The sequence below is a fragment of the Carnobacterium sp. genome (assembly GCF_032094055.1).
Taxonomy (GTDB): domain Bacteria; phylum Bacillota; class Bacilli; order Lactobacillales; family Carnobacteriaceae; genus Carnobacterium_A.
On record NZ_DAMDAK010000058.1, the window covers coordinates 5,847 to 15,865 of the forward strand.

General features: G+C 37.2%; 7 protein-coding genes and 1 pseudogene. All 8 read right to left on the bottom strand.

The features are described from left to right. Positions 1–237: 237 nt before the first annotated feature. Positions 238–1,089, bottom strand: coding sequence for a sugar ABC transporter permease (locus RT405_RS09270; RefSeq protein ID WP_313469233.1), 852 nt, complete (start codon positions 1,087–1,089; stop codon positions 238–240). A gap of 1 nt (position 1,090) precedes the next feature. After that, positions 1,091–2,401 (bottom strand): ABC transporter permease subunit, encoded by a 1,311-nt coding sequence (locus tag RT405_RS09275; RefSeq protein ID WP_313469234.1) that lies wholly within the window; start codon positions 2,399–2,401, stop codon positions 1,091–1,093. Positions 2,402–2,490: 89 nt separating this feature from the next. Further along, on the bottom strand, positions 2,491–3,768 hold the full coding sequence (locus tag RT405_RS09280; protein WP_313469235.1) for an extracellular solute-binding protein: 1,278 nt from the start codon (positions 3,766–3,768) through the stop codon (positions 2,491–2,493). A gap of 211 nt (positions 3,769–3,979) precedes the next feature. Continuing rightward, positions 3,980–5,260: an extracellular solute-binding protein gene (locus tag RT405_RS09285; RefSeq protein ID WP_313469236.1), complete on the bottom strand. Its 1,281-nt coding sequence runs from the start codon at positions 5,258–5,260 to the stop codon at positions 3,980–3,982. A gap of 725 nt (positions 5,261–5,985) precedes the next feature. After that, positions 5,986–7,770, bottom strand: a complete 1,785-nt coding sequence (locus tag RT405_RS09290; RefSeq protein ID WP_313469238.1) for a glycoside hydrolase family 13 protein — start codon at positions 7,768–7,770, stop codon at positions 5,986–5,988. A gap of 52 nt (positions 7,771–7,822) precedes the next feature. Beyond that, a complete protein-coding gene (locus tag RT405_RS09295) occupies positions 7,823–8,482 on the bottom strand; it encodes an alpha-glucosidase C-terminal domain-containing protein (RefSeq protein ID WP_313469243.1) in 660 nt (219 codons plus the stop codon). After that, positions 8,462–9,507: pseudogene (locus RT405_RS09300) on the bottom strand (alpha-amylase family glycosyl hydrolase); the annotation flags it as partial. The pseudogene RT405_RS09300 and the gene RT405_RS09295, both read right to left, overlap by 21 nt. A 120-nt stretch (positions 9,508–9,627) precedes the next feature. Beyond that, positions 9,628–10,019 (bottom strand): alpha-glucosidase C-terminal domain-containing protein (locus RT405_RS09305; protein WP_313469239.1); only part of this gene is annotated, 392 nt, incomplete at its 5' end.

The window sequence follows — 10,019 nt, forward strand, 5'->3', positions numbered from 1 at the left end:
CAATAAACTGGTCAAAAAAAGCAAGACGGTAATCAGCTGAAACCAGTTTAATTGGTGACGTCCTTTAAAAGAACGCTTTGGTGTCCAAATATTTTTAAAATAGGTCAGTGGGAATTTATCTGTTTTCATTTTGCTCACTTCTTTTCTTTCAATATTTCAAAACCTGGTATTTCAAAAGCTGCCTCATGATGCGACAGCTTTTTATTCTTTATTCATTTAGTTATTCACAAGCATAGCTTATCCCTTTGTTCCTCCAGACGTTAATCCTGACACAAAATTCTTTTGCAACATGAAGAAAAGGACTGAGATCGGTACAGCAATTAAAATTGCTCCTGCAGCAAATAACGAAACTTTTTGATTCTGCGGATTATTGATAAAAGTTTGCAATCCGACAGCTACTGTTATTTTTTCTGGACTTCTGAGTAAAAAACGAGCCAGCATATAGTCGCCAAAAGGTGTCATAAAAGCCCATAGTGCTTGAACGGCAATCATTGGACGAACTAACGGTAAAATAATTTGCCAGAAAATCCGGAAATGTCCTGCACCGTCTAATTTGGCAGATTCATCTAATTCTTTTGGAACCGTGTCGAAATAACCTTTCATCAACCACGTGTTCATAGGTATTCCACCGCCAATATACAACATAGAAAGGAACCAAAATTGGTCTAATGCGCCTAATAGTAAAGCCATAACATAAAAAGCCGTTAAAGCAGCCATGGTCGGTACCATTTGGATCACCAAGAAAAACATTAAACTTTTTTTACGGCCCATAAAGTTATAGCGGCTATAGGCATAACCAGCTAAGGTAATTAAAGCTACTTGAACGATCATCGTTGAAACAGCTACCATCAAGGTATTCTTATACCAGGTGCCATATAGTGTTTCTCCAAAAAGGCGTTTAAAGTTATTCAATGTCCAATCAGCATGAAAATCTAAGGAAAAAGCAGTGATATTCCCAGATTTAAATGCTGAACTTGCCGTAATCAGCAATGGATAGATAATGATGATCGAAAGTGCAATCATAAAGGCATAAGTAAAAAAATGATTTAAGAATCTGGAAGTTTTTTGAGATTTCAATTTATTTTTCATCTTAAACGTCCTCCATATTGAAAGCATTTGTTTTACGGAATACCAATAACGAAACCGTAATAACCAAAATTGAAATAATTAAGGTGATTGCAGCTGCCATCGAGTATTGAGGAGATGTTCCAGTCGTCAATTTGTATATCCAAGAGATAAGGATATCCGTTGCTCCTGCTCCGCCTCCAACACTTCCTGGTCCACCATTATTGAAAAGATAAATCATGGAGAAATTATTGAAATTACCGGTGTATTGAGTAATAAAAGTCGGTGCCGCTACCATAAAAATCATCGGTAACGTGATTTCTTTAAACCGTTGAATAGCACTTGCACCATCAATTTTTGCCGCTTCATATAAATCTTCTGGAATAGACTGCAGAATACTTGTTGTCATAACATAGATATAAGGGAATCCAAGCCATCCTTGGATCAGAATAATGGCCACTTTAGACCAGACTGCTTTAGTTTTCCAAGCAATTTGTCCAATCTCAATAAACGGTAAGTGATTGAGCAATGGAATAACTTGAGTATTGATTGCCCCAATACTGTCATTAAATATATTTGAAAAAGAGAGGATCGTAATAAAAGCTGGCACAGCCCATGGCAATAAGAAAATAACTCCAAAGAAACGTTTCCCTTTAATAAAGGATTGGTTTGTTACGACCGCTGTTAAGATCCCCAGCGAGATTTGCAAAGTAGTTGCACATAATGTCCAAATCACTGTCCAACTAAAGACAGAAGAAAAAGCATCACGATAAGAACTTAAAAATAAAATATTGGTAAAATTCTTAAATCCGATCCAATCAATTAAATTGGCCGGAGGGATATGATAAAAATCATAATTTGTAAAAGCCATAAATAAAGTAACTAAAACAGGAAAAATGATGGTAAAAGCCATCATAAGATAAGCCGGTACGATCAAGAGGTAAGGAAACCCGTGATCATAAACATTGTACAAAATAGATTTTGCCGTGGTGTTTACTTTTAAATCGTTGTTCCATCTTACAGCCGTTTGTTTAGCATCATAGATATTCAATGCATAAAAAGCTAAGAAGATAACTGTAATGATCAATTGTAATGTTCCACCAATCATCATGAACAATGAATGGTCTTCGATTGGCGTACTTCCTAAACTGATTAAACCGCCAATTGCATTGGCACCATAAATAACCATTTCAAAAATAAATAATAAGAAGATGCCCAAAAATACAAAACCTTTAAATTTTTGTTCATTATAAAATTGCCCCATTCCGGGGATAATGGAATACATCATCGCTTTCTTTTCATTCTTTACTTGCTGAGGTCGCGCCTGTTTAGACATCTGTTTCTCCCCCTTTTCTTCGCTTAATAGTTATCGGCAGAGAATACATACATCCTCTGCCGATAACCTGAATTTCTATTGCTCCAAAATTAGTGATTGTACTTTTGTTCAATTGATTCAGAAATTAATTTTGTAGCATCGTCTGCAGATTCTTTCGGTGTTTTATTACCTGAGGCAGCGTCAAACATTAAGTTTTCTGCGCCTGTCCAAACTTCAGCCATTTCAGGAATGTTTGGCATTGGTTGTGCTTCTTTATATTGACCAATAACTGCAGAAGTTAACTCATCGTTTTGATCCGTTGCATACATCCGTGATTCTTGGTTTGCAGGAATTTCATTTGTATCATCGTAGAATTTATTTTGATTTTCTGTAGTAGTGACATAATCTAGCCATTCTTGTGCTACATCTTTGTTCTTAGAGTAGTTGCTGACGACCCAACCTTTTCCGCCGCCAAATGCTTGATACTCTTCGCCATTATCCAAAGTAGGAATAGTTGATACACCATAATTAACGCCCGCTTCTTTCAAAGCAGCTGCTTGCCATGGTCCACCAATAAATGCGCCAACTTTACCAGCTAAGAATTGATCTGTGATAAATGCATCCGAACTCGTAATGTCTTTCATTCCTTGAGGCCAGACCTTTTGAAACCAGTCTGTTGCATATGTGATGGCTTCAACTGCACCTTTATTATTTAACCCGATATCTGTCGGATCCGTTCCATTATCGCCAAAGACATATCCGCCATAGCCGGCAACTAAACCATAAGAGAAGTAAAAATCAGTCCATTTTGCTAAGAAACCAGTATTTTTACCTGCTTCACCTTCAAAATCATATTTTTTGTCTTTTGATAAGGCTTCTAAATCAGCAAATGTTTTAGGTGGTGTATCTACTAAATCTTTATTGTAGTAAAGAACAAGGGTTTCAATAACAGCTGGTTCTGCATATATTTTGTCATCGATCGTCACTTGCGCTTTGTCTGTGTCATCGTATTGTTCTTCATTGCCTAGAGTCACTTCTGCTAAATGTCCTTGCTGTCCTAGAGGCCCTACACGGTCATAAGCAGACATCATCACATCTGGGGCATTGCCGGCCGGACCGTCTAAAGGCAGTGCTTCCAACTGTTCGAACATATCTCTTTCTGTTACTTTGATTTTCACATCATGCTCTTTTTCAAAAGCATCTTTAATATCGTTAACATAGTCAACATAACCTGCATCAACTGATATATGTAACTCTCCATCGCTGGATTTATTTTTAGAATCTGATGAGGCTGAATCAGACCCGCTTCCTCCACCACAAGCAGCTAATAGCAGTGCACTTGCAGAGACTAAGCCTACTGCGTATTTTTTCCAATTGTTTTTCTTCATCTTGATATCCCCCTCTTATTTTGTTTTTCTTGTCTGTCTTGCTTACATTCTTATTATCGTCGATAAAACGCTTTCTCGCAATGGTTTTATCATTGTTAGCGGTAACAAGTTTTTCCTTCTTTTTTTGTAAGGGATCATATAAGAAACGCTTGATTTTTAATTGAGTATATTTTTGGCAGAGATGAGCTGCATCTCTGCCAAAAATTACTATTTACTGTGTGCTGTATTTTTGTTCAATATTATCTTTGATCAATTTAACCGCATCATCCGCTGCTTCTTTAGCTGTTTTGTTGCCAGAAGCTGCATCGAAAATCATTGTTTCAGTTCCTGTCCAGACTTCTTCCATTTCAGGGATATTCGGCATTGGCATCGCTGAATTATATTGTTCGATCACGGCATTTGTTAATTCATCGTCGCCTTTACTAATAGCCATTCTTGTTTCTTGGTTTGCTGGTATTTCAGCTGATAATTCATATAACTTTTGAGAATTTTCTGTATTATTGACATAGTCTAACCAGTCTTGAGCCAATTCTTTATTTTTGGAATAATTACTGATCGTCCATCCTGATCCTCCAGCAAATGGTTGATAGTTTTCCCCATTTGGCAAGGTTGGAATGGTCGCAACTCCATAGTTTACATTGGCTTCTTTATAACTTGCAGCTCCCCATGGTCCATTGATAACGGCTGCCGTTTTTCCGCTAGTAAATTGATCATTCATAAAATTCTCAGCACTAGTCACATCTAGTGCTCCTTTAGGCCAAATGTTTTTGTACCAATCTGATGCATAATTGATTGCTTCAACTGCTTCTGGTGTATTTAGACCAATGTCTGTTGTATCTGTTCCATTGTCGCCAAAAATATAACCGCCATAGCCAGTGATTAAACCTAAGTAATGATAAGGAGTGACCCAGTTAGCTAAAAACGCCACATTTTTATCTTTTTCATTTTCAAAAGCAAATTGATCATCTTTTGACAGCTCTTCTAAATCTTCAAAAGTAGCTGGTGCTTTATCAACTAAATCTTTGTTGTAAAACAGTACGAGTGTTTCAATCACAAATGGGGCTCCATATATTTTATCTCCAGATAATACTTGATTTTCATCCATTTCTTCATAGCGTTCATCATCTGGCAGTGTAACTTCTGCTAAATGTCCCTGCTGCCCTAAAATACCGATCCGGTCGTAGGGAGCAATCAGTACGTCTGTTCCAATTCCAGCTGGCCCGTCAAGCGGTAGAGCCTCAATTGAATCAAACATATCTTTTTCTGTTATCTTAACTTTCACATTATGTTCTTTTTCGAATTCAGGAATAATTTCATTAACATAATCTGTATATCTTGGATCCACATCTACTTTCAGTGTAGTTGACTCTCCAGAACCTCCTCCAGATGCTGAAGAATCTCCAGACTTTTCTCCACTTCCACAAGCTGCTAATAATACTGCACTAAAAGATACCAACCCTAACGCTATTTTCTTCCACCGTTTATTTGACATAATGAAAGCCTCCTTTTAAAGTATACTACTCAACTATACCTTTATTATCTAATAAAGAACTATTTTCAGCAACCGTTTACACTTATAGCTTTCTTACTTCAGCGCTCTTTCAAAAAAGGACTGTACCTTTATCGTAAGAAAAGCGATGTTTAGTAGTTTCATTTCCCGGAGATAACTTAAGTCAACTCAATATAGAATGCAAAAAAATTATCCTATTCTACTTAACCAGAAAAGCTTTTTTCCTGATTTTTCTATTCTTTTGTTTGCTTCTTTTGTCCGCTGGACGACTCTGTCTGAAAAAGCCTATTTCTTAATTGTTTAGTTAGATTAGCAACATTCCTGTAGCGTTTTTGATTAGGTCAATCTTGTTGCGTGCCCTAATGAGGAAACAGTAGCGGTCTTAAGTCATGATAGATGTCTTTACGTGACCTAACGATTGGAAACACTTGCCTTTAAGTCACGATAAATCAATTACGGAGAGATGCTTTAAGGATGTGCTTTTCGGTAATCACCGAAAAGGTCCGATCGAAAGGATTAAAAGAAAGGAGAATTTATTTTTGTAAGCTGGAGGAACTCTACCTAAACATTTAACTAGTTGCATCGTAAGCTAGCTGATTCCACTAAAGAGCAAAATCAAAAAAATTATACATTCGGATGCAAAAAAAAGCCGATCACTCTCATGAGAAAGCAATCGGCTTTTCGATAGATAGTAAGCAACTAGTTGATTACTGCCCTTTGAAAATGACAAACCCATTTTTTTTGACAGATAATAATTGATTATCGGTAAATGACAAGTGGTTTAGCATGATTTCTGGTTTGCTGTCTAAAGCTAATTCAAGATCCTGTTCTCCTTGATTAAAATAAGCAACTATTGTTTCTTCCCCTAGCGTTCGTTTTAAACCAATCACTTCTTCTTTATCCCGAACGTCGAACCAATTTAATTCTCCATAACTCAAGTTCTGTTGGTGATTTTTTCTAAAAGTGATCAACTCTTTTGTGAAAGCCAACATCTCAAGATCTTGTTTCTTTTCGTCCCAAATCATGCATTTACGGCAATCTGGATCATCGAATCCGTCCATTCCAATTTCTGTTCCATAATAAATACAAGGAGAGCCGTTTTGCATAAAAGTAAAGGCTAAGCTGGACTTTACGATGTCTTTGTTTCCTTTACTGATCGTTAAAATTCGGGCTGTGTCATGAGAATCTAGTACGTTAAACATCACTTCGTTAGTTTGTTGACGATAAAGCATCAGTTGTTCGTTTAAGCCAGCAACCATCTTACTGGCAGAAAGCTTTTTATTCATAAAGTAGTCTTCAATCGTTTCTGTAAAGGCATAATTCATTACCGCATGGAATTCGTCTCCTTGCAGCCAACTTTGAGCAGAATGCCAAATTTCTCCCAAAATATAGAAATCTTCTTTTAGATCCGTCGTCACTTGATAGAACCGTTTCCAGAAGTGGTGATCTACTTCGTTAGCCACATCTAAACGCCAAGCATCAATATCAAATTCTCGTATCCAATATGCTGCAATCTCTAATAAATAGGCCTGTACTTCTGGGTTAGCTGTATTTAATTTGGGCATATGTCCTGTGAAAGCAAACGTATCGTAAGGAAGCCGGCCAACGTTTTCTAATTCTTCTGTGGTTAAAGATTCATCTAATTTTACAGGAAATTGATGAATATGGAACCAATCGGCATATTTAGAATCTGCTTCATTTTCTACTACGTCTTCCCATTGGTAAGAAAACATTCCCATATGATTGAAAACAGCATCTAACATAATTCGAATTCCACGTTTATGTGCTTCATCAACCAACTTTTTAAATGTTTCTTTATCGCCAAAATCAGGGTCAATCTCAAAATAATCCGTCGTATCGTACTTATGATTAGAGGTTGCTCTAAAGATCGGACAGAAATAAATACCATTGATTCCCAAATCCACCAAATAATCTAAATGGTCGATCACGCCTTGTAAGTCTCCTCCGTAGAAATCATCTCGTGTCGGATGCTCTTTACTTCCCCATGGCAGTGTTCCTTCGGGGTCGTTGCTTGTATCTCCATTAGCAAAACGCTCTGGGAAAATCTGATACCAAACGGTTTCTTTCACCCAGTCCGGTGATTTAAACCGATCAATCTCTTGAAAATATGGCATACGGAAAAAAGTATTGGCTTCTTCCAAATATTTTTCTTCAAAAGGAAAAATTCCTCTGTCGCCATAAAACACTTCAAGACTATCTGTGCCGATGACATGAAACCCATATGACAATCTTTTAAATTCAGCTCCTATAGCAATCATCCAGTAATCATGAATATCTGTACTGGCAATTAATTTCATTGGAACGTGGTCTAAATACCATTTTTTAGTACCATGCAAATAAGGGTCTCCGCTAATAATATTGACTTGGGCGGCATCTCCTTTTTTTGTACGCAACCGAATATGCATTTCGTTTGCCTTATATAAATAAGCATATTCGCTATCTGGGCGGTGAAAAATTGCTGCTGTTTCCATTACTGACATTCTCCATTCTTAGTCGGTTATTTAATCGGCTGTTTTTTTATGTTTAAAATACACTGATTCGATTTTCTTCATGCGGTTCATTTTCTTCATCGGTTCCGAACACTAAAACAGCTGCACCATAGGGGCCTAATTTACCTAGTTTTCCTTCCAATGAATTGAAGTCATTCGTCAACAGAACGGTAAAATTCTCTTCTGTAAAACGTTCATCTTCAAAGAAAACAGGCTGATCTGTGAAATTACAGCAGACCAATGCTGTTTTTTTCCCTAATATACGTTCGTAGCAATAGAGCTGATCATTCGTTTCGATTAATTTGAAGCTGCCTTTAGTAAATAAAGGTGTTTGTTTGTAATTTAGTAACTTGCGGTAATAATTTAAGATACTCTTTTCATCTGCTTCTTGAGCTGCAACATGATAATCGGCTTCTTGGTTAACACCACTCCATGGAGGGTTAGTTGAAAATCCAGCAAATATAGTATCATCCCATTGCATTACGCCACGGCTAGCATCTTTACTGGTTGCATTTAATTCCCGTAAAATATGTTCCTTACTATATCCGAGAGCTAATGCTTTTTCATAAAAACCTTTTGCTTCTGGTGCTTCAAATTTATCAATTTTCGGAATCTCTAAATTTTTCATGCCGATTTCTTCGCCATTTAAAATGAATGGAATTCCTTTTTGCAGGTACATCAATGTAGCCAGCATCTTACTGCTGTTGTCGCGATAATGAATCACATCACCAAAACGCGAGACCGCGCGTGCCATATCATGATTATTCCAATACAGCGTTGGTCCGCCAAACTCTCCTAATCGATCTTGCCATTCGCTCATGGTTGCTTTAAAAGTTTTGAGGTCCAACTTTCCTGACTGCATTGTCAAAGGCAGGCGTACGTCTTTCTTTGTGTCATCTTCTGAGAAATAACGAAAGGTTATTACTGCATCACATGCTTCATTCAGCGGATCCGAGTAATTAACGGCCAAATCAATATTGGCTGATGCCGCTTCCCCAACTAAAAAAACATCCGGGTATTGTTTGCGCAATGCTTGTGCAAAGTTGTTCATATAATGATTTACTTTAGGCAAGTTCGCATAATATTCCTCTGCTAAAACAATTTGACCATCTACTATATTGGGTACATCTGGGTAACCTGCTTCTTTATCCATATGAATAAAAGCATCTAAACGAAAGCCATCAACACCTTTATCCATCCAAAAAGTTGCGATATCCAACATAGCTAACTGCACTTCAGGGTTGTTCCAGTTCAAATCAGGCATTTCTTTAGCGAACAAATGAAAATAATACTGATTGCCAGCCGGCTCTTTTTCCCATACTGTTCCACCAAAAAAAGAAGCCCAATTATTGGGTAATTGTCCAGCAGTTTTACCATCAGCCCAAAGGTAATAATCACGATACGGATTGTCTGGCCCTTTAAGCGCTTCTTGGAACCAAGGATGTTGATCTGATGTGTGGTTTAATACAAAATCAAATATCACTTTTAATCCATATTGGTGAGCTTTTTCTATCAATTCTTCTGCATCCTCTATTGTTCCGAAAAGCGGATCGATTGCATAATAGGATTTAACCATATTACCGAAACACCTAATGACTGAAGATAATCCAAACGCTGTATTACGCCACGAAGATCGCCTACTCCATCACCATTGCTATCTTGAAAACTACGCGGATAAACTTGATATACAATGGCTTCTTGCCACCATTTTTCTGACATGTTCTGCCTCCTATCTATCTTAGTGTGCTTAATTTAAGGATACTGAAATAGGTAAGCACTTACAATATTAAATAAGATGTTAACGGTAACAAAAAAGAACAAGCACCCAAGTCTGTTCATTTATTTCTTGTCTTTACTATTGTCAGTAGTACCTTTTAATAAAACTACAGCTCCATATGGTCCTAATGTGACACAATTGCCTTCTACGTCGTTACCTTCATTTTGAATCAAAACTTGCCATTCTTTTTCAATAATTCCATCTTCTTGCATCCGTTCTTCCGTGTCTGAAAAATTACAAACCACAATTGCCCGCTGGGTGCCCAACACTCTTTCATAACTGTATAGGCTCTCTTTCGTTTCCATCATGTGAAACGTTCCTTCTGTAAAAATCGGCATTTTTTTATAGGTTAAAATCTGACGATAATAAGCTAAAATACTCTTTGCTTCTTTTTCCTCTTCAGCAATATTGTAGTCCTCTTCTCGATTGACACCGCTCCAAGGCGGCATAGTCG

Excerpts from the sequence above, each read along its gene's own strand:
- RT405_RS09270 (WP_313469233.1), bottom strand. The coding sequence starts at position 1,089 with ATGAAAAATAAATTGAAATCTCAAAAAACTTCCAGATTCTTAAATCAT.
- RT405_RS09275 (WP_313469234.1), bottom strand. The coding sequence starts at position 2,401 with ATGTCTAAACAGGCGCGACCTCAGCAAGTAAAGAATGAAAAGAAAGCG.
- RT405_RS09280 (WP_313469235.1), bottom strand. The coding sequence starts at position 3,768 with ATGAAGAAAAACAATTGGAAAAAATACGCAGTAGGCTTAGTCTCTGCA.
- RT405_RS09285 (WP_313469236.1), bottom strand. The coding sequence starts at position 5,260 with ATGTCAAATAAACGGTGGAAGAAAATAGCGTTAGGGTTGGTATCTTTT.
- RT405_RS09290 (WP_313469238.1), bottom strand. The coding sequence starts at position 7,770 with ATGGAAACAGCAGCAATTTTTCACCGCCCAGATAGCGAATATGCTTAT.
- RT405_RS09295 (WP_313469243.1), bottom strand. The coding sequence starts at position 8,482 with ATGCTGGCTACATTGATGTACCTGCAAAAAGGAATTCCATTCATTTTA.